The sequence below is a fragment of the Pseudomonas sp. PSPC2-3 genome (assembly GCF_049898265.1).
In the GTDB taxonomy this organism is placed as follows: Bacteria; Pseudomonadota; Gammaproteobacteria; order Pseudomonadales; family Pseudomonadaceae; genus Aquipseudomonas; species Aquipseudomonas veronii.
The window spans coordinates 42,858-61,278 of sequence record NZ_JAFCXJ010000005.1 but is presented as its reverse complement, the minus strand read 5'-3'; the positions used below and the strand labels follow the sequence as shown (position 1 = coordinate 61,278).

General features: G+C 59.0%; 18 protein-coding genes. 17 read left to right on the top strand and 1 reads right to left on the bottom strand.

Annotation, left to right across the window (positions count from 1 at the left end):
- The first annotated feature begins 13 nt into the window (after positions 1-13).
- The 10 genes from ACP7E3_RS12920 to ACP7E3_RS12875 all read left to right on the top strand — a co-directional run bounded on the left by ACP7E3_RS12920 (position 14) and on the right by ACP7E3_RS12875 (position 9,740).
- On the top strand, positions 14-694 hold the full coding sequence (locus tag ACP7E3_RS12920) for a metal ABC transporter ATP-binding protein (RefSeq protein WP_052735786.1): 681 nt from the start codon (positions 14-16) through the stop codon (positions 692-694).
- Positions 691-1,596 (top strand): metal ABC transporter permease, encoded by a 906-nt coding sequence (locus ACP7E3_RS12915; protein WP_046383304.1) that lies wholly within the window; start codon positions 691-693, stop codon positions 1,594-1,596. Before ACP7E3_RS12920 ends, ACP7E3_RS12915 begins: the two co-directional genes overlap by 4 nt.
- Positions 1,597-1,613: 17 nt before the next feature.
- Positions 1,614-2,585: a metal ABC transporter solute-binding protein, Zn/Mn family gene (locus tag ACP7E3_RS12910; RefSeq protein WP_236255114.1), complete on the top strand. Its 972-nt coding sequence runs from the start codon at positions 1,614-1,616 to the stop codon at positions 2,583-2,585.
- Positions 2,586-2,614: 29 nt separating this feature from the next.
- The gene (locus ACP7E3_RS12905; protein ID WP_046383303.1) at positions 2,615-2,938 is read left to right on the top strand and encodes a hypothetical protein; all 324 of its coding nucleotides are present in this window, start codon (positions 2,615-2,617) and stop codon (positions 2,936-2,938) included.
- Positions 2,939-2,946: 8 nt separating this feature from the next.
- Positions 2,947-3,771, top strand: a complete 825-nt coding sequence (locus ACP7E3_RS12900) for a DUF4198 domain-containing protein (RefSeq protein WP_046385269.1) — start codon at positions 2,947-2,949, stop codon at positions 3,769-3,771.
- A 486-nt stretch (positions 3,772-4,257) separates the two neighbouring features.
- Complete coding sequence (locus tag ACP7E3_RS12895) at positions 4,258-5,376, top strand: acyl-CoA dehydrogenase family protein (RefSeq protein ID WP_108524034.1); 1,119 nt, start codon at positions 4,258-4,260, stop codon at positions 5,374-5,376.
- Positions 5,377-5,378: 2 nt separating this feature from the next.
- Positions 5,379-6,761 carry an acyl-CoA dehydrogenase family protein gene (locus ACP7E3_RS12890; protein WP_108524033.1) on the top strand — a complete coding sequence of 461 codons (1,383 nt, stop codon included), beginning with the start codon at positions 5,379-5,381 and terminating at the stop codon, positions 6,759-6,761.
- A gap of 3 nt (positions 6,762-6,764) precedes the next feature.
- Positions 6,765-7,571: an acetoacetate decarboxylase family protein gene (locus tag ACP7E3_RS12885; protein WP_046383300.1), complete on the top strand. Its 807-nt coding sequence runs from the start codon at positions 6,765-6,767 to the stop codon at positions 7,569-7,571.
- A gap of 61 nt (positions 7,572-7,632) precedes the next feature.
- Positions 7,633-8,424, top strand: coding sequence for an SDR family oxidoreductase (locus ACP7E3_RS12880; protein WP_426123270.1), 792 nt, complete (start codon positions 7,633-7,635; stop codon positions 8,422-8,424).
- Between the two features lie 296 nt (positions 8,425-8,720).
- A complete protein-coding gene (locus tag ACP7E3_RS12875; RefSeq protein ID WP_108524032.1) occupies positions 8,721-9,740 on the top strand; it encodes an AraC family transcriptional regulator in 1,020 nt (339 codons plus the stop codon).
- 68 nt (positions 9,741-9,808) lie between these two features.
- On the opposite strand, the gene ACP7E3_RS12870 is transcribed toward ACP7E3_RS12875, so the two are convergent.
- Complete coding sequence (locus ACP7E3_RS12870; RefSeq protein WP_046383297.1) at positions 9,809-11,701, bottom strand: sigma 54-interacting transcriptional regulator; 1,893 nt, start codon at positions 11,699-11,701, stop codon at positions 9,809-9,811.
- Between the two features lie 364 nt (positions 11,702-12,065).
- On the opposite strand from ACP7E3_RS12870, the gene ACP7E3_RS12865 reads away from it, so the two are divergent.
- From ACP7E3_RS12865 to ACP7E3_RS12835, 7 genes are all read left to right on the top strand, one after another.
- Positions 12,066-12,548, top strand: a complete 483-nt coding sequence (locus ACP7E3_RS12865; protein ID WP_039012830.1) for an MSMEG_0572/Sll0783 family nitrogen starvation response protein — start codon at positions 12,066-12,068, stop codon at positions 12,546-12,548.
- A gap of 107 nt (positions 12,549-12,655) precedes the next feature.
- Positions 12,656-13,612, top strand: a complete 957-nt coding sequence (locus ACP7E3_RS12860) for a Nit6803 family nitrilase (RefSeq protein WP_046383296.1) — start codon at positions 12,656-12,658, stop codon at positions 13,610-13,612.
- Positions 13,605-14,705: an MSMEG_0568 family radical SAM protein gene (locus ACP7E3_RS12855; RefSeq protein WP_046383295.1), complete on the top strand. Its 1,101-nt coding sequence runs from the start codon at positions 13,605-13,607 to the stop codon at positions 14,703-14,705. Before ACP7E3_RS12860 ends, ACP7E3_RS12855 begins: the two co-directional genes overlap by 8 nt.
- 14 nt (positions 14,706-14,719) lie before the next feature.
- Entirely contained in the window at positions 14,720-15,280 is a 561-nt protein-coding gene (locus ACP7E3_RS12850; RefSeq protein ID WP_046383294.1) for an MSMEG_0567/Sll0786 family nitrogen starvation N-acetyltransferase, read from the top strand.
- Positions 15,273-16,292, top strand: a complete 1,020-nt coding sequence (locus tag ACP7E3_RS12845) for a sll0787 family AIR synthase-like protein (protein WP_426123266.1) — start codon at positions 15,273-15,275, stop codon at positions 16,290-16,292. The genes ACP7E3_RS12850 and ACP7E3_RS12845 overlap by 8 nt, the downstream gene beginning before the upstream one ends.
- Position 16,293: 1 nt before the next feature.
- Entirely contained in the window at positions 16,294-16,620 is a 327-nt protein-coding gene (locus ACP7E3_RS12840; RefSeq protein WP_046383292.1) for an MSMEG_0570 family nitrogen starvation response protein, read from the top strand.
- Positions 16,621-16,653: 33 nt separating this feature from the next.
- Positions 16,654-17,910: an MSMEG_0569 family flavin-dependent oxidoreductase gene (locus tag ACP7E3_RS12835; protein ID WP_046383291.1), complete on the top strand. Its 1,257-nt coding sequence runs from the start codon at positions 16,654-16,656 to the stop codon at positions 17,908-17,910.
- Positions 17,911-18,421: the final 511 nt, after the last annotated feature.

The window sequence follows — 18,421 nt, the reverse complement described above, 5'->3', positions numbered from 1 at the left end:
GGAGGAACACGCGATGCGCGGCCCCGCCATTGTGTTCGACAACGTCTCCCTGCGGCTGGGAGGTACGCAGGTACTCGATCAGGTGAACGTGCACATAGAAGCCGGCGCCTTGCACTGCCTGGTCGGCCCCAACGGCGGCGGCAAAACCTCACTGGTGCGCGCGCTGCTGGGCCAGATGCCGCATTCGGGGACGATCCGCTTCGAAGGTGAATTCACCACGCCCATAGGGTATGTCCCGCAATTGCCGGACTTCGACCGCAACGTGCCGATGACGGTCAACGATCTCATGGCCTTGCTGGGTCAACGCCGGCCCGCATTTCTGGGCGCAAGCCGCGCCGCCAAGGCGGCCAATGCCGAAGCCCTGGCGCGTACCGGCATGGCGGGGATGGGTAAAAAACCCTTTGGCAGCCTGTCCGGCGGCCAGCGTCAGCGCGTGCTGCTGGCCCAGGCGATCAGCCCGATGCCTTCGCTGCTGATCCTCGATGAACCGACCGCAGGGATCGACGAGGCCGGTGTGCGCCTGGTGGAGGCGCTGGTGGCCGAGCTGAACAGCCGTGGGGTGACCATCCTGTGGATCAACCACGACCTCGAACAGGTCAAGCGTATCGCGCAGTCAGTGACCGTTATCAACCAGCGGGTGCTGTTTCACGGCCCCGCCGATCAGCTCGACAGCCGAGTGGAGGCCATTCGATGAATGCCTTGTACGACTTCATTCGCGACCACCTCCAGGCGCTCGCCGCGAGCCATGTGTTACCGCAACCGTTCGAATACGAGTTCGTGATCAATGCGCTGATGTGCTCAGTGCTGATCGGGCCGTTGCTGGGCGTGCTGGGCTCAATGGTGATGATCAAGCGGATGGCGTTCTTCAGCCAGTCCGTGGGCAATGCTGCAATGACCGGCGTGGCCATTGGCGTGCTGCTCGGCGAGTCCTATACCTCGCCGTACTTTTCGATGTTCGGCTTCTGTCTGCTGTTCGCCCTGACCCTCAAATACACCCAGCACCGCACCACTCTGGCCAATGACACGCTGATCGGCGTGTTCCTCTCCATCTCGCTGGCGGTCGGGGCTTCATTGCTGCTGTTCGTGTCAGCGAAAATCAACACGCACGTGATGGAAGGTGTGCTGTTCGGCTCGATCCTGGCCGTCGACCACACCGACATGAACGTACTGCTGGGCGTGACGGTGATTTGCACGCTGATCGGGCTACCCCTGTACAACGGCATGTTGCTCTCCAGCCTCAACCCGAGCCTGGCCCATGCGCGCGGTGTGAAGGTGCGCAGCGTCGAGTACCTGTTCGTGGTGCTGGTCACCCTGGTAACGGTCGCCTGCTTGAAAATCATCGGCGCCGTTCTGGTCGAGGCCTTGTTGCTGATACCGGCAGCCGCGGCCCGCAACATCAGCCGCTCACTCTCGGGCCTGGTCGCGTGGGCGGTCGTGATCGCGGCCTTTTCCTGTGTGGTCGGCATCCTGGCACCGATGCAGTTCCATATTCCAGTCCCCACGGGCGGCGCCATCGTGATCGTCGCGGCCTTGGTGTTTGCGTTAACCACCCTCATCCGCGGCACCGCGCCGCAGTTCAGAGGGGCCAGCGTATGACACGGTTCACCCCATCCATGTCCCCCTGGCTAGCCCTGCTGGTACTGCTGCTGGGCGGCACGCCGTCAGCGTTTGCGGATGCAGGACAGCAACAAGTTCTGGTCGCCCTGCCGGCGCTGTATGCGCTCACCTCGGCACTCGGCGAAGGCACCCACATAGAGGTAGTCCGTGTGCCGCTGGACGCCGAAGTGCCCATGGAAAGCCAGGCCAACGCTCTGTCACGCCTGGAGCCGGCCGTGTTCCAGAAAGCCGCCGCCGTGGTCACCGTGAGCAGCCTGTGGCGCGCAGACCCGCTGTATGCGACGGCCCGGCGCCACAACCTGCGGATCGTCGAGATCGATGCGTCGCACTCATGGGACAGCTTCAAGCCCGGCGTAGCCGTGACCCGCGAACCCTCGAACGATGTTCCCTGGGCTGGCGCCCGCAACGGCGAAGGCGGCCTGTCGCCCTACGCCTGGCTTGGCCCGGTCAATGCCATGCGTATGTCGGCACTGATCGCGGCCGACCTGGCACGCCTGTCCCCGGCCGACGCGCCCCGGATCGAGCGCAACCTCGCCGCACTCGACGGCCGACTGCGCCAACTGAAGGCCGACTACGGTGATCGGCTGCTGAAGGTGCCGGACCTGCGCGTGCTGTCGCTGGCCAGCGAGCCGATCTACCTGTTCGGCGAGTTCGGCGTGTATGTGGACGGTTGGTTTGTGCGTCAGGACATCGACTGGACTGACGCCGACCGCGCCGCCCTGACCCGCTACCTGCGCGAGCGTGATATCCGCGTGGTGGTCCATAAGTGGGCGCCTGACGCCAAGACTGCACAGGCCATAGAGGAAGGGGGCGCACGCCTGCTGATCCTGGATATCGGCAACCCTGGCCTGCTCGCCAACAACGCTAACTACGAGGCGCTGCTGAGTTTCAACCTGGACGCCTTGCTGGCGGCCTTCGCGCCGGCCGGTTCCCCTGAGGCTGGCGTTCAAGCAGCAACGCCCCAGTGATCGACTTCGACCATGGAGACTGAAACCAGATGAAATCGCTAGATCTAGTCCACCCGATACTGCTGGCAACTGCACTGCTGTTCTGCCAGGCCGCCTCGGCCCACGGCCCCGTTTTCGACTGCTATATCGAGAACGATGACTGGGTGAAGTGTGAGGCGGGTTACACCGACGGCAGTTCCGCCGCGGGTCGAAAAATCCATGTCCAGGACACCAGCAACAAGGTGTTGCTCGAAGGCACTGTCGACAAAGACAACAGCTTTACGTTCCGGGCCCCGGCTGGCGCCTACTCCGTCGTGTTCCTCGGCGGAGAGAACCATGGCGCCACGATCCAATCCTCCGACATTACAAAGTGAAAATGACCATGGCGATCAAACGACGACTGCTTCAAGCCCTTGCCGCCGTGACCTTCGGTTGCATGGCGTGCGCCGCACAGGCCCATTTCCAACTGCTGTATGTGGAAGAAACAGCGCTGCCGCGCGCGGACAACCTGGAATTCGCGATGGTGTTCACCCACCCGTTCTCCGCCGGGCCGACGATGGTCATGGGGCAACCCCTCGCCTTCAACCACGTCAGCTCCCATGGCGGGGAAAAAATCGACCTGCGCAAATATCTGCGGCCTGTGCAGTGGCAGAGTCGGGATAACCAGGCGACCGCTTATCGTGCGTCGATCCCGCGGGAATTGGTGCGCTCGCTAGGTGACCATGTCTTCGTACTCGAACCCGAGCCCTACCTGGAAACTGAGGAAGACGTCTACATCCAGCAGTTCACCAAGCTGATCGTCAATGTGGGTGGCGTACCCGGCAACTGGTCGGAACCGCAAGGCGCGCCGGTGGAAATCCAACCCCTGAACAAACCCTATGCCAACTGGACAGGCGGCGTGTTCCGCGCCGTAGTGCTTGCCAACGGCAAACCCGTTCCGTTCGCTGAGGTCGAAATCGAATACCTCAACCATTCCGTCGACATCAAATACAACGCCTTCGGCCAGAAGGACTATGTCACGCCCCCCCAAGCCTCCTTCAAATCCATGAGCACGTATTCGGATGCCCAAGGTATCGTCACCATCGGCCTGCCCCGTGCCGGCTGGTGGGGCATTGCGGCGCTCAACATCGGCACAACAAAAACCTATAAAGGCAAACCCCTGTCGCAAGACGCCGTACTGTGGGTGCAGGCCAGAGATATGAAATGACAACAGGCCATCGGGGGGCTGTGCTGGTCTACGGCAAACCTGCCCCTCGATGAGGCCTGCATTCATTCAGTGACACCGGTTACGGTCACATCATGCTGCGTGCTTCCATGTTGACCATTGCTCTATATCCGAACGCTGGCAGAAGCTGACTCGTTGCGAGCCGGGCCGAGCGCTGACAACGGGCCAGACAACGAGGACAGCACCAATGCTTGCCGCATCGGAATCGTTTGCGTATGGCAAGCCCACTCCTACACGTTCATCCAGACTTGCTCTTCAGGCCTTGAATTTGGCCTAAATTCTAAAGCAAATGTCCCCCCTGATAATTCCTTAAAGCCCCCCATTGTTCCTATCCTCTATCCCATCCGAGGCCGCCCTATCTACCAGGCGGTTCGACGTTTGAAAGCGGCCGTATTCGATCCAGATTGCCTAAGGATCGGACTGGCGCTCAGCCCATAACAATAATTCGCGGGTGGTGATGTCATAGCCATGAACACCGAAGATATTTTGCCTCTGCTTGATGAAGTAGGTCGTTTCGCAAAAGAACGTGTTTGGGTCTCAGCGGAGCGACCCGAACATCCCGTCTCCACCCAGTGCCTTGAGACGCTGACAAAAGAAGCTGTCGAACTTGGCATTATTTCCCTGTCCACCAGTGAGGATGGATTTGGGATCTGGGATCACACCGATACCGCCGAAACCATGTTCTTCAACATAGGGGGGCTCAGGCATCTGGGCCGCGCCAACCCTGGCATTGCCTTCTCCTGGCATCGCAGTGGCTTGGCCCATGGCTTAGCAAAACAGCTCGGTTTCACGCTCAACCAAGAGCATCTCCTCGCCTCCACACTATCTATCGTCGGACACTACGGCCTTGGTCGCTACAGCCTGGCGCGTTGGATCAAGGGTTCGGTAATGCCGCCGGAAGACCAAAACACACTCAGTGACTGGTTGTGTCGGCAGCGACATGTCAGCCCTATTGTCGCGGCAGAGGGTTGGCAATCTCTGATTTGGCCCGAGTGGTGTGACGGACAAATCGTCTGGCGCCTGAGTACCAGCGCTGAGGCGGTTGTCACTCGATGTGAGGCTCAACATGGTTTCGACGAGTTATCGAGTTACCTCGTGCAGGGGGGCGCGTATGCGCAAACCCGCAGTCTTGATGCAGCAGGATCCCGAAACATATATGAGCGCCTACTTAAGGCTGAATGCATTGGATTGATGGCAATTGCGGTGGGGGCTTTGGAGCGAGGGCAAACCCTCGCCGTCGAGTATGCCGCCATTCGCAAGCAAGGAAGCAAGCGTATCGATCACCACCCAGCCGTACAGTTCATGCTCGGTGAGGTGGAGATGACGCTCCAGCACGCAGAAGCAGTGCTCAGCATGTTGACGCGCCCGCTCGATGAGCTGGATTTAGGCGTGGTGTTGTCCATGCGAGCGAGGCTGCATGAAAGCCTCTGCCAGGCAGCCAACCATGTCGTACAGGTGCACGGAGGCATTGGATACATGCGCGAGTGTGGGGCAGAAAAGATTGTCCGCGATCTGAACATGCTTAAGTTGCAAAGCGGTGGCACGAGAGAGATCCCTTTATTCCTTGCTGCATGGATGGAGAAGTAACCATGTCCCTGAATATGCACCTTGATGGGCATCTGCCATCCAATCATCAACTCTCGCCACACTGGCAGTATGGCGAGTTTTCAGCCCTCGCTCGACCGTTCACCCACTACGTTCGTGGGGATTTGTGGGAAACCGATACAGCTCGGCTGCCAAAGGCGCTGGCCAAGATTCGTCGCTCCGCGCGCCTCTTCGCCGATCAGCATATTGCTCCCCTGGCCAGCGAAGTGGATTTAGCAGCACACCTGCCGGTCGGTGAATGCCTACCCGTAGTCCAACGACTTCTGGTTGAGGCGGGAAAAGCCGGATGGTTGAGCTACTTTATGCCGGCACCGCTCGGAACCATGCCGTGGGGGGCCGTCACTCAACCGCCGATTTGGCAGTGCGCGCTAGTCGTTGAGGAGTTCAGCCGCGCTTGCGGCGGCCTGATGTTATTGCTGTCAGCGCATCACCTCGGCTGCATGCCATTGCTTCTTTCCGGCAGCCTGGGAACTATCACGCGGCACCTGGCCCCGGTATACCGCAGCTGCCTGAGCGGTGACCCGCATCTGGTGGCATTTGCGATCACCGAACCCGGTGCAGGGTCAGATGCAGAGGAAGGTCATGGCGCAGAAAGCTATCGCCCCGGCGTAATAGCGACGCCGACACAAGGCGGCTTCCTCCTCAATGGCCGAAAGTGCTTCATCAGCGGCGGAGATCTTGCAAAGAGTACAACCGTGTTTGCGGCGCTCGACGGCGAAGGAATGGACTCGTGGACGTGCTTCTACGTCGATGCTGATAGCCCAGGTTACAGCGTTCCACGTATCGAACTTAAGATGGGGATGCGAGCTTCCGGCGCCGCCGAGCTTGAATTTAATGACGTCTTCGTTCCCCACAGCCGGGTCATCGGTGGATTGCGCAAAGGATGGGCACTCAACAGAGCAACCCTCAACGCCTCCCGAATGCCTGTTGCCTCCATGGGTGTTGGCTTAGCGCGTGCAGCCACAGAGATCGCCGTTGACTTCGCACGCACGTACAAGCTTGGCGGTAAAGAACTCATTCACTACCAAGACGTGCAACTGCACCTTGCAACGATGGTGGCGGAAACCCGTGCCATACGCAGCTTGGTTTGGCAGGAGGCAAAGAGCGCCTGGAAACCTCGTCAGTTGCATGCATCCCTCTGCAAGTTCCACGCTACTGACCGGGCGCAGCATGTCGTCGAAATGGCGATGGATCTCTTGGCTGATCATGGTGGTCTTCATGAACAAAAGATCGAAAAGATTTTCCGGGACATACGTCTGACACGGATTTTCGAAGGCACCAACCAGATAAATCGCTTATCGCTCATTGAGGATTGGCAGGAGCAGATTCTGCCGCTCAATCCACATAACCCTATTGTTGGAGTTTGAGTCATGACTACCTTGCTCCAGGATCCATTCTTTCAGTACCCCTTGACGCCGTTCGAAAGCTCGGAAGGTCATGTTGACTTACCCATACTTTATTTCGACAACTCCAATTTCATGGCCATGTTTGAGGTCGAGTTCGAAATCGCAAATGCCTTCCTCAAGGATGCGGGTGTAACTGCCGTTCAATTCGCCAAGGGGAAAGCATTGGTGGTTGTCGGCTTCTACGAATACAGGAAAACAGCGATCTCTGCCTACAACGAGGTCGGTGTAGCCATAGCCTGTGTTCCCAACGGCGTACAGACGCCGCACTGTCCACTGCTTTCGCTTTATAAGTCCTTGGACAAACAACAGATTGGATTCCATGTGATCGATTTGCCCGTCACCACTCAAGCAGCGTGCGCAGCGGGAAAAGAGATCTGGGGATACCCTAAATTCGTTACTCCCATCGGATTTTCGTTGGAGGCGAAGCGCTTTAAAGGAACGGTAAGCGATCCCGAATCCGGGGACACTATGGTGGAGCTATCTGGAGATCTAGGTATAGGCCTACCAGCCCCGCAGTTGGACTTGGTTCTGTACTCCCACCACAACGGATCGCTGCTGCGCACGCTGATCAACACCCGCGGTGGCGGCAGAAGCTGTCTTCCAGGATCGCTTCGTCTGAAGCTCTCAAACAGTACGCATCCGATGGCGCAACGACTTGCCCAACTGGGACTGGCCAATGCTGCGCCAAAAATGGTTTTCCATAGCCATGGGCTGCAACTTCGCCTGAATGCTGGGGCGGACATTACGCATGCTAGAGGCATTCACACGTGAACGTGCGGAGGCTGAGACTGCTAACACATACGCCAGTGCCTCGTTACAAGGACCTTGATTCATGACAGCGGCTCTTATCGAGAAGCGCCAGAGCATTCTCATTACGGGTGCTGCAAGCGGAATCGGCCGAGCAGCCGCGCGATTGTTTGTAGAGCGCGGTTGGTTTGTCGGGCTGGGTGATATTAATAACGCGGCGCTTGCGGAACTGAAAGCTGAGTTAGGTGCACAGAATGTGCTTTCGATGCAATTTGACGTCGCTAGCCCGGAAGAATGGAGTCAAACCCTTAGTGAATTCCATCGACGCACGGGGCGACTGGATGTGTTGCTTAACAATGCCGGCATTTTGATTTCAGGCCCTTTTGAGTCCAGTCCACTTGAACGCCACCACACGGTGATCGATATCAATATCAAGGGACTGCTTAATGGTTGCTATCTGTCCTTGCCGTATTTAATTGGCACCCCAGGCGCTTGTGTTATCAATCTATCTTCGACCGCAGCAATCTATGGCCAGGCGTCATTGGCTACTTACTCAAGCACAAAATTTGCCGTGCGCGGATTAACCGAAGCGTTGAACATTGAATGGCAACGTCATGGGATTCGCGTGATCGACATCATGCCGCCCTTCGTGCAAACCGACATGATAAAGGGTATGAATGCCCGCAGCATTGAGCGTCTTGGTGTTCAATTAACCCCCGAGAATGTTGCCGAATCGATCTGGGCGGCAGCCAATGACCAAGGAGATTTTAGCAAGCCTCATCGTCCGGTTGGTTTCATCGCGGCGTGGCTTTTTCGCTTGACGAACCTGGCGCCGAGCAGACTTCGTCGGTATATCGCAATGAGGATAGCCACCTAGTAACGAATAATCTGGTAGCCATCCAATTAGTTAACAAACTTATCACCACAGAAGTTTTCGCCATCACCACCAATACCAAAACACAACTTCACTAATGCAGTCTTCTGTTTCATGTTTCATCAGGACAGGCTGGTTTGTTATTAATAGCATCCAGTATCATTTCGCACCTGAGACTGTCAGGATGGCATTGACACCGCAATGACAGGACAAGTATTAACGCCACTTAAAGGAATGACACGTAGTGGCAATTGCTTTAGTATTTAGGCCATTACTCTATCTAAAAAAGAGCCTGCCTGATGAGCTTCTGGGACTTCACCCGCGACGTCGGTAGTGTGCGACTTCTCGTCGAGATCGGACATAACCTAGGTATGAGTGCAGCCACATTGTTAAGAGGAACAGGCCTCTCATTCAATCAGCTAAGGGACCCTAACGTGCAGGTATCCGCTTCGGCTGAGCTTCGCGTGATATCCAACTTGTGTCAGTCTTCGTTGTTACCGGAGACGCTGGGATTCCAGGCCGGTTTGCGTTACAGCTTTTCCACCTATGGTCTGTGGGGATTTGGTCTTATCAGCAGCGCGACCTTAGGCGATGCGATGACTCTGGCCCTGCGCTTTTTACCACTGACTTATGCCTTCACGTTGATCTCCTTTCACCGAGATGGGGAGCTCGGTGTACTGAGTTTCGGAGAGCCCGAATTGAAGGATGAGCTTAAGCGCTTTCTGGTAGCGCGAGACATGGCAGCAGCGTATGTACTCATGCGAGAGCTCGCCGGAAGCGGTTTCTTGCTAGAGCGATTAACACTGCGCAACCCTCTTCCCAGGCATGCAAAACTGGAAATCAGTCCAGAGAGCTTCGGAGGGGCTCATCCACGATTTGGAACAGGCATAAATAGCCTCGCGTTCGGATTGAGGTTTCTCGAACATCAGCTCCCTCAAGCCAATCCTGTGACTGCTTTGATGTGTGCTCAACAATGTAGCGAGCTATTGGAAAAACGCCGTGTGAAGGCAGGTACAGCGGGCATTGTCCGTCAGTATCTCAGCATTGCCGGAAGTATGCCGCCGGATCAAGTATCCATGGCCAAACTGATGAACACCAGTGAGAGAACCTTCAAGCGTCGTCTCAGCGAGGAAGGTACTTCATTTCGCTCGTTGCTCATGGAGGTCCGCTATGCAATGGCCAAGGAACTTCTGGAAAGTCACTCGCTATCAATGAGAGATATTGCGGAGCGGTTGGGATTCAGCGACGCCTCAAGCTTTTCTCAGGCATTCAAGCGTTGGCATGGCTGTGCGCCCCAGAATTACCAAAAAAATCGCTGAACTGGGGACGTCTGCGTTGCTTCTGACTACACCTACTCCAATCGAAAGGTTCGGAGCATTTTTCTGGATCAATCGAGCGCCATTTTTTTCAAGCGTGATGCCAAGGTCGTCGGCTTGATCCCCAGCAACTGCGCGGCACCGTCCTTGCCGAACATCTTGCCGCCGCAGGCCGCCATTGCGGCGCTCAAATTATCCCGCTCAAGTGTGCGCAACTCCTGCTCGGTCATGATCCGTACATTGTCCTGCACCGCGGCCACCTGTGTGGACGTCGCGGTATTGGGCAGGTCGATGTTCAGTTCCGCTCCGGTCGCGGTAATCAACGCGCGCTCGATGACGTTTTGCAGTTCGCGGATATTGCCTGGCCATTCGTAAGCCTGCAGGCGCGCCATGTCGCCCTTGTTCAAGCGATGACCGGGCATGTTCAAGCGGGCACCAATGAGCTGGAGAAAATGCGAGGCCAACAATGGCACATCGGCACGACGCTCACGCAGGCTCGGGGAGTGAACGGGGAATACATTGAGCCGGAAAAACAGGTCTTCGCGAAAGCGCTTGGCCTGCACTTCCGCACGTAAATCGCGGTTGGTGGCGGCAATGATCCGTACATCCACACTGCGGGTTCGTTCCTCACCGACCCGTTCGAACTGCCCTTCCTGCAACACACGCAAGAGTTTGCTCTGCAACTCCAGGGGAATCTCGCCAATCTCATCCAGAAACAAGGTGCCGCCGTTGGCCAGTTCGAAGCGGCCGACACGATCACGTACCGCCCCGGTGAACGCGCCACGCAAATGGCCAAAGAATTCGCTTTCAAACAGTTCTGCCGGAATCGCCGCACAGTTGACCCGGATCAGCGGCTGATCCCGACGCTTGCTGGCCTGGTGAATGGCCCGGGCAATCAGTTCTTTACCTGTGCCTGATTCACCGTGGATCAGTACGTTGGCATCGGTCGGGCCGACCACATCTATCTGCTGGACGATCTTCAGAATCGGCTCGCTCTGCCCGACGATATCGCGGTAATTGTGCTCAATATGAATTTCCTCCTGCAGGTAGGCGTTCTGCTCTTCGAGTCGCTGCTTCAGGGTCTTCAATTCAACCAGCGCGTTCTGCAACTGCAACTCGGTGGTGCGCCGCTCGGTGATATCACGAAACACCACCACCGCCCCGATGATGCGGCCGTCACTGATTACCGGCGTGCTGGTGAACTCCACGGCAAACGATGTGCCATCGCGCCGCCAGAACACCTCTTGCCGGCCCTCATGCACCATGCCGTCATGTACGGCCTTGTAGATCGGACAGTCCTCCACCGGATAGTGGGCGCCATCGGCATGCGTATGGTGATGGATACGATGGATATTCTTGCCGATCATTTCTTCGGGCGCCCAGCCCAACATGCGGGCACCGGCTGGATTGACGAAGGTCGCCAGCCCATCGCTGTCGATGCTGTAGATACCATCGCCCACCGAACTGAGCAGTAGTTGCTTGTCACGCTCGGTCTCCTGAAACAGGTTCAGGATATTGCGCCACTCGATAAGGCCACCACGCATGGTGCGCTCGGTTTCAGCCTGATCGCGCTGGTAGCGCTGCTGACTCTTTTCACGCAGCACCAGGATCAGTTGCTGTACGCCCTTGACCAGCAGGCGGGTGGCGGAGATTTCCAGCTCGATCCGCTCGCCACTCTTGCAATTGCAACTGAGTTCATCGGTCCAGCCCCGCCCTTTGTCCATGACCGCCTGGGTAAACACGATCAAGTCCGCCAATTGGTGGCCGAACAGCTTGCTCACGGGAAATTCCAGCAGCTCCTGGCGCGGGTAGCTGAGCAACTGGCAGGCCGCGATGTTCAAGTCCACGAAGCGGTCGTTATAAGGGTCGAGTAACGCAATGGCTTCGGCACAGTGCTCGAACACCATATGACGTGAGGGGTAGGCCAGGTCGGTCCAGCCGTCGAGGGAGTCAGTGTCACGCATGCTACGAAGTCCCGTAATTACCAGGTTTGGCCAACCTCACTTATACGGAATTTCGTAACCCACCGACAGTCCCAGTTCACCCTGAAAAAGCCGGTTCAGACCTCCGTTCAGGCGCGGCCAAAAACTACGAATATTCGTTAAAACCAGTACGAATATTCGTACATCTACGTAATTAAGTAGTGTTCCGCGCAACCTCAATTGATCCTTTTCCCATCGTATAAAAAATAAATATCGATATTTATCAGTTAGATAAGCAATAACTCAGTGGGTTACGCACAACCTGGCACGCCCTTCGCTCTCTGTCTCTCGACGACTCGCCGATTCCGGCCGTCGATGCCAGCCATTCAGCACTGCGGAGTAAGACATGCCAAATGTAGAAATTGCCCACTATCAGGACGGTGACTTTCTGGTCAATTACGAGGAGAAAGTCTTCGAGGACGTCAAAGCCGAACCGGGCGAAAAAGCCTTGCTGACATTCCACACCATTGCCTTTGAAGGCTCCATTGGCCTGGTCAACATGCTGCAAGCCAAGCGCCTTCTGCGCAAAGGCTTCGAAACCAAGATCCTGCTCTACGGGCCTGGCGTACAACTGGGCGTGCAACGCGGTTTTCCGACCCTGGGCGCCGAAGCCTTCCCTGGGCATCTGGCCGTCAACAACCAGATCAAGGCATTCATGGCCGAAGGCGGTGAGGTGTACGCCTGCCGCTTCGCCTTGCAGGCCCTGTATGGCCAAACCGAGAAAGCACTGATCGAAGGTATCCGCCCCATCAACCCGCTGGACGTGATGGACCTGCGCCTGCTGATGCGTCGTGAGGGCGCCATGATCATAGATACCTGGACGGCTTAACGCCCCCCTTCTGAAAGGAGCGTGCGGTGGCAACCTTCCGTGCCATCGCCGACACCGAACGCTCAAGGCCATTGAAACGTCGATCATCCCTGACAGGATCCCATCACATGCCAACTATTCGCGCCGCAGCCGTTCAGTTCAGTCCGGTGCTGTATTCCCGTGAAGCCACGGTCGCCAAACTGTGTGACACGCTCCTGGACTTGGGTCGCAAGGACGTTCAGTTCGCGGTGTTCCCGGAAACTGTGGTGCCTTACTACCCTTACTTTTCTTTTGTGCAACCGCCCTTCGCCATGGGCAAGGAGCATCTGCGCCTGCTTGAGCAAGCAGTCATCGTGCCCTCTGATGTCACTCGGCAAATAGGCGCAGCGTGCCGCGAAGCCGGTATCGTGGCCTGCATCGGCGTCAACGAGCGGGATGGTGGCACGCTTTATAACGCCCAGTTGCTGTTCGACGCTGACGGCACGCTGATCCAGCATCGCCGCAAAATCACCCCCACCTACCACGAGCGCATGGTCTGGGGGCAAGGCGATGGCTCGGGGTTGCGCGCCACCGACAGTGCGGTCGGTCGCATCGGCGCGCTGGCCTGCTGGGAACATTACAACCCGCTGGCACGTTATGCGCTGATGGCCGACGGCGAGCAAATCCATGCTGCGATGTTCCCAGGCTCACTGGTCGGGCAGATCTTCGCAGACCAGATCGAAGTCACCATCCGCCACCATGCGCTGGAGTCCGGTTGTTTCGTGGTCAACGCCACCGCGTGGCTGGACCCCGAGCAACAGGCGCAGATCATGGCCGACACCGGCTGTGCCGTCGAACCGATTTCCGGTGGCTGCTTCACCGCCATTGTCTCGCCAGAAGGGAAATTGCTTGGCGAACCGCTGTGCACTGGCGAAGGCGCGATCATCGCCGACCTCGACTTCGCGCTGATCAACAAACGCAAACGCATGATGGACTCGGTCGGTCATTACAGCCGCCCCGAGCTGCTCAGCCTATTGATTGACCGGCGCGTCACCGCACATGTGCAAGAACGGCGCGAAAGCGTCGAGGACGCGCTCCATGAATAATCTGACTGCGTCCTCGCCCGACAGCCTGCTGTTGAACGCATTGCAATGCCACGGTGTGCGCTGGCAAGGTGCCGACGGCCTCACGCGCAAAGGCGGCGCAGGCCCTTCGGACCACAAGGCGCTGACCCTGGGCGAACACACCGCGATGGTGCCGATGCTCAACCATGCGTCGCAAAACTCCCCCTACTCCGCCGTACCTGATGCGTCGGGAGCTCAAGCGCTGATCTTTCGCGAAGGGCTGCAGGTGGGCCAGGTGCAGTTGCCGGGCATCCCCAACTTCTACGCCCTGAACACCGAAGACGGCACGCCCTACTGGAAAATCGCCACCCTGCACAGCAAGGATGTGCTGGCCACGACCGTTCTACAGCACTGCATTCGCATGAACGAGGCCGCCACGGCCTGCCAGTTTTGCGCCATCGGCCATTCCCTGGCATCGGGCAAAACCATCGCCCGCAAACGCCCGGCGCAATTGGCGCAAGTGGCCAAGGCCGCGGTGGAGCTCGATGGCGTCAAGCATATGGTCATGACCACGGGCACGCCGCTGACATCCGATCGCGGCGCCGCCATTCTGTGCGAGTCGGCGGCGGCCGTCACCGCCGCTGTCGACCTGCCGATCCAGGCCCAGTGCGAACCGCCGGATGACGATGCCTGGTTCATGCGGCTCAAGGACAGTGGCGTGGTATCGCTGGGCATGCATCTGGAGGCGGTCACTGATGCCGTGCGCCAACGCATCATGCCGGGCAAGGCCCAAGTGCCGCTGGAGCGCTATTTCAGCGCCTTCGAAGCCGCCGTCAACGTGTTCGGGCGCGGCCAGGTGAGTACCTACATCCTGGCTGGGCTGGGCGACAGCGAAGAGGCAATTGTGCAGATGAGCGAGCGTCTCGCCCACGCCGGCGTTTACCCGTTCGTTGTGCCGTTCGTGCCCATCGACGGTACCCCGCTGGCCCATCACCCCAAGCCCGACAGCGCCTTCATGCAGCGGCTCTACCCGCGCATCGGTGCCAGCCTGCGCAAGCACGGCCTGCACTCGGAGAACATCAACGCCGGCTGCGCCAAATGCGGCGCGTGCTCGGCCCTGAAACATCACGAGTAACGGGAGCCGCCAGCATGCCAACACAGACCTTTGCCCTGATCGACGATACGTTCGCCGACTTCCTCGCCGATGACCTGCTGGTCAAGCCCGCACTGGCCACATGGGAGCGTCAGGACTACTACACATTACGCCGCGCGGTGTTTTCCGACGAGCAGCAATTACTGGCTCAGGACCGCGACGAAAAAGACTTTCAGGCGATTCCGATCGTTGCCGTGGCGCATCACTGCGGCATGCCCGAACGGGTGGTCGGCGCGGTACGCATCTATGAAACCGAACCGGGCGTCTGGTACGGCGGACGTTTGTGCGTGGAGCGCGCTTACCGACGCCACGGCATGATCGGCAAGGCCCTGATCAATGAGGCGGTGTCGCGTGCGATCGACCTGGGCTGCCACACCTTTCTGGCCACCGTGCAACAGGCCAACGAGGGCTACTTCCTGGGCCTGCACTGGCAAACCTTACAAGCAATCGATGTGTTCGGACACGCGCACTGCCTGATGCAGGCCCAACTGGACTGCTACCCCTTCATGCCTCGCAACGTGGCACTGCCGCCACGCAAGGTGGTGCGGCATGGCTGACCCGCAGACCACCCTGCACGATCTGCTCGCGGCACTGCGCAACTCACCGGCCATGCTGGCCAAGCAAGCCATCGGCCAGGCGGCAGCGGCACAGCCGAGCCAGGGCGCCAGCGGCGACGACCTGTACGCGTTGCCCGGTGATGACACTGCGGCTATCCGCTGCGGCGATCAGTACCAACTGCTGGCCATCGAAGGCATGATCCCGGCGTTTGTCGAACAGGCGCCGTGGTTCGCCGGTTGGTCGGCCGTTATGGCCAATGTCAGCGACATCACGGCCATGGGGGGGCGCGCCACTGCCGTGGTCAATGCCTATTGGCACCATGACCAACAGGCCACCGACAGCCTGTTGGCCGGTATCCGTGACGCCTGCGCGGCCTACGGCCTGATCATGGCCGGCGGTCATACCAGCCTGGCGGCCGGCAATCCTGTGGCGCTGGCAGTCGCCATCACGGGCTGGGCGCGCAATCTGCTCTCGACCCTGCACGTCGCGCCAGGCCAACTCATCGTCATGGCGGTGGACCTGGATGGCCAGTGGCACGGTAACGCGCCCTATTGGAAAGCCTTCGAGAACGTGCCCGCCGCTCGTTTGCGCGAGAAACTCGAGGTGATCCCACGCCTGGCCGAAGCCGGCCTGCTGCTGGCGGCCAAGGACATCAGCAACGCCGGGATTCTAGGCACCCTGTTGATGCTGCTCGAACCCACCCACTGCGGGGCGCGGGTTCACCCTGAAGCGCTGCCCATCCCGGTTGACACGCCGATGGAGCGCTGGCTGCAAGCGTTCCCCAGTTACGGCTTCCTGCTCACGCTTGAGCGCGAAAACCTCGCCGCCGTGGAGGCTGCGTTCGCCGCTCAAGGCATTCACTGCGCCTGTATCGGCGAAGTCGATGACAGCGCCCGGCTGCAAGTGATTCAAGGCCAGGAACAGGTCGAGTTCTGGAACTTGGCCAGCCACGCTTTTACCGGATTCAGCTATCGCGAATTCGCTCACCCCGTTTTGTTAAAGGAGCACTGACATGCCCGCCGTGAACATTCGCCTGCGCTGGCCCGATGGCCAGGAAAGCAACACCTATTCACCGTCAACGACCATCTACGAGCACCTCCAGGAAGGTTGCACGTATCCCATGGCCGAATTTTTACAGCGCGCGGAAACCGGTTTGAACGCGGCCTCGGAGCGCGTCAAACAGGTCAAGGGTTTCTACTGCAGTTCGGCAATGGACAGCCTGGGCGGCCTGCGTATGCGGGCGCGCAACTTCGCCGACCCGCACGCTCAGGTCGAGGTCGTGGAAATCAAACATCAGGGCACCGGCACGGTTCATTACTCAGGCTTCGGCGACATCTGACGGCGCTGTTCATTTTTTCAAGAGGACCTCAACATGACTCACTACACCACCATCGTGGTCGGCGGCGGCCAGGCCGGCCTGTCGGCCAGTTACTACCTGCAACAACAGGACATTGATCACGTGGTCCTGGAAAAACATACCCTGACGCACACCTGGCGCAGCCAGCGCTGGGATGCCTTTTGCCTAGTGACGCCGAACTGGCAGTGCGCCCTTCCAGGCCACCCATATACGGGTGATGCGCCCCATGGTTTCATGACAAAAGATCAGATCATCGATTACCTCGACGGTTTTATCGCCAAGGTCAACGCCCCGACCAAGGAAGGGGTTGCGGTACAGCGCATGACCGCACGCCCTGAAGGCGGCTACCTGCTCAATACGTCCAAGGGCGACTTCACCGCCGACCACGTCATTATCGCCAGCGGCGGCTATCACACGCCGATCATTCCGCGCCTGGCCGAACGGTTGCCGGCGCAGATCACGCAGATTCACTCCGAGCAGTATCGCAACCCGCAGGCCTTGCCCGAGGGCGCCGTGCTGGTGGTGGGTTCCGGGCAGTCCGGTGCGCAAATCGCCGAAGACTTGCATCTGGCCGGGCGCAAGGTGTACCTGGCCGTCGGCGATGCACCGCGTTGCGCGCGCTTCTACCGTGGCAAAGACGTGGTCGACTGGCTGGCGCAGATGGGTTACTACGACATTGGGGTGGACACTCACCCGCTTCGCGAAGGTGTGCGCGACAACACCAACCACTACGTCACAGGGCGTGATGGCGGACGCGATATCGACCTGCGCCGCTTCGCCCACGAAGGCATGCAATTGTTTGGCAGGCTCGAAAGCCTGGAAGGCACCACGCTGAAATTTGCCTGCGACCTGGGCGCCAACCTGGAGGCCGCCGACGCGGTCTACAATCGCATCAACGCCAGCATTGACAAGTACATTGCCGAGAACGCGATCGATGCACCAATCGGCACGCCCTACACGCCGCTGTGGGCGCCGCAAGAAGAGCGAAGCGAACTGGAGCTCACCGCCAACGCCATCACCAGCATCATCTGGTGCATCGGTTTCCAGCCGGATTTCAGCTGGGTCGATGTGCCCGTCTTCAACGGCCGCAGCTATCCCGGCCATACCCGTGGCGTTACCGCTCGGCAGGGCTTGTACTTCCTCGGCTTGCCGTGGCTGCACACCTGGGGCTCCGGGCGGTTTTCCGGGGTGGCACGCGATGCTCAATACGTGGTGCAACACCTGGCAGCGACAGGCCTGTGCCAGGAACGGCAACAGACAGCCGCGCGCTGAAGGCGCTTTGCCCAATTGGCGCAGCAACATGGGCCTTGGGGGTGGCCCATGTCGGTTGAGTTGAAAACCGGCGCGGTTGATTGGCTCGCATACACGTGCTGCGCAAACTCGGCGATGGCGTCGGCCATTGCACGAGGCTGCTCGGGCGCCATGGCGCGTCCGGCGTTGGCGATTGTTTTGTGTTCGACCTGCCGCAAAGCGGCGCCCTGACGCCGGTGCAGAGCAATGCGGCCAATACGCTGCGCGATCTGGCGCGTGCGGTCGCCGGCAGCTGGAACGTGCGCCGGCGTCGGTCCCGACGGGCAATGGCCGCAGGTCTGGGCATTGACCGCAGCGGGCTCGATCCTGGTCCAGCGCAACCAGAAACTGCTGGGGGCCGACGGGCCCTCGACCAATCCGGCGTTCGTGTTCCAGACCGACCGGGCTGGAGCAACGTTGACGCCGCTCAGAGGATGATGTGCGGCGTGACGGCTGCACATCCGAGGGGGCTCTCACCGTCCTGCCGTTTGTC

Coding starts and splice junctions, on each gene's coding strand:
- ACP7E3_RS12920 (WP_052735786.1), top strand. CDS start 14: ATGCGCGGCCCCGCCATTGTGTTCGACAACGTCTCCCTGCGGCTGGGA.
- ACP7E3_RS12915 (WP_046383304.1), top strand. CDS start 691: ATGAATGCCTTGTACGACTTCATTCGCGACCACCTCCAGGCGCTCGCC.
- ACP7E3_RS12910 (WP_236255114.1), top strand. CDS start 1,614: ATGTCCCCCTGGCTAGCCCTGCTGGTACTGCTGCTGGGCGGCACGCCG.
- ACP7E3_RS12905 (WP_046383303.1), top strand. CDS start 2,615: ATGAAATCGCTAGATCTAGTCCACCCGATACTGCTGGCAACTGCACTG.
- ACP7E3_RS12900 (WP_046385269.1), top strand. CDS start 2,947: ATGGCGATCAAACGACGACTGCTTCAAGCCCTTGCCGCCGTGACCTTC.
- ACP7E3_RS12895 (WP_108524034.1), top strand. CDS start 4,258: ATGAACACCGAAGATATTTTGCCTCTGCTTGATGAAGTAGGTCGTTTC.
- ACP7E3_RS12890 (WP_108524033.1), top strand. CDS start 5,379: ATGTCCCTGAATATGCACCTTGATGGGCATCTGCCATCCAATCATCAA.
- ACP7E3_RS12885 (WP_046383300.1), top strand. CDS start 6,765: ATGACTACCTTGCTCCAGGATCCATTCTTTCAGTACCCCTTGACGCCG.
- ACP7E3_RS12880 (WP_426123270.1), top strand. CDS start 7,633: ATGACAGCGGCTCTTATCGAGAAGCGCCAGAGCATTCTCATTACGGGT.
- ACP7E3_RS12875 (WP_108524032.1), top strand. CDS start 8,721: ATGAGCTTCTGGGACTTCACCCGCGACGTCGGTAGTGTGCGACTTCTC.
- ACP7E3_RS12870 (WP_046383297.1), bottom strand. CDS start 11,701: ATGCGTGACACTGACTCCCTCGACGGCTGGACCGACCTGGCCTACCCC.
- ACP7E3_RS12865 (WP_039012830.1), top strand. CDS start 12,066: ATGCCAAATGTAGAAATTGCCCACTATCAGGACGGTGACTTTCTGGTC.
- ACP7E3_RS12860 (WP_046383296.1), top strand. CDS start 12,656: ATGCCAACTATTCGCGCCGCAGCCGTTCAGTTCAGTCCGGTGCTGTAT.
- ACP7E3_RS12855 (WP_046383295.1), top strand. CDS start 13,605: ATGAATAATCTGACTGCGTCCTCGCCCGACAGCCTGCTGTTGAACGCA.
- ACP7E3_RS12850 (WP_046383294.1), top strand. CDS start 14,720: ATGCCAACACAGACCTTTGCCCTGATCGACGATACGTTCGCCGACTTC.
- ACP7E3_RS12845 (WP_426123266.1), top strand. CDS start 15,273: ATGGCTGACCCGCAGACCACCCTGCACGATCTGCTCGCGGCACTGCGC.
- ACP7E3_RS12840 (WP_046383292.1), top strand. CDS start 16,294: ATGCCCGCCGTGAACATTCGCCTGCGCTGGCCCGATGGCCAGGAAAGC.
- ACP7E3_RS12835 (WP_046383291.1), top strand. CDS start 16,654: ATGACTCACTACACCACCATCGTGGTCGGCGGCGGCCAGGCCGGCCTG.